This is a genomic window from Mesorhizobium sp. GbtcB19, assembly GCF_019091085.1.
GTDB lineage: Bacteria > Pseudomonadota > Alphaproteobacteria > Rhizobiales > Rhizobiaceae > Mesorhizobium.
This window is the reverse complement of record NZ_JAGXJY010000563.1, coordinates 1-233: the sequence shown is the minus strand read 5'-3', so window position 1 is coordinate 233 and position 233 is coordinate 1. Positions and strand designations below refer to the sequence as shown.

Below are 233 nucleotides of genomic sequence, written 5' to 3'. Positions count from 1 at the left end.
CACGGCGGGATCGCCCAGCCCGCCGGCGGAATAGACCTGCGCCACGCGCGGCTCGCCGGGCGCTTCACCCGGCTCGCGCACCCGCTCGCGCTCCGACAGCACGCGCCGCGTCTTGATATCGATGATGAAGGCTTCGTCCTCCGCCGGCCTGGCGGCGCAAGTCATGTTGATGGAGTAGACTTGCGGCGGGACTTCCAGTGCCTCGTACCAGTCGGCGCCGGCCTCCGCGCCCT

Annotated in this window: 1 protein-coding gene; it reads right to left on the bottom strand. The window is 71.2% G+C overall.

From position 1 onward, the window contains the following. Positions 1-233: MoaF N-terminal domain-containing protein (locus KVT37_RS33050; RefSeq protein WP_217579108.1), on the bottom strand; the 233-nt coding region annotated here is incomplete at both ends.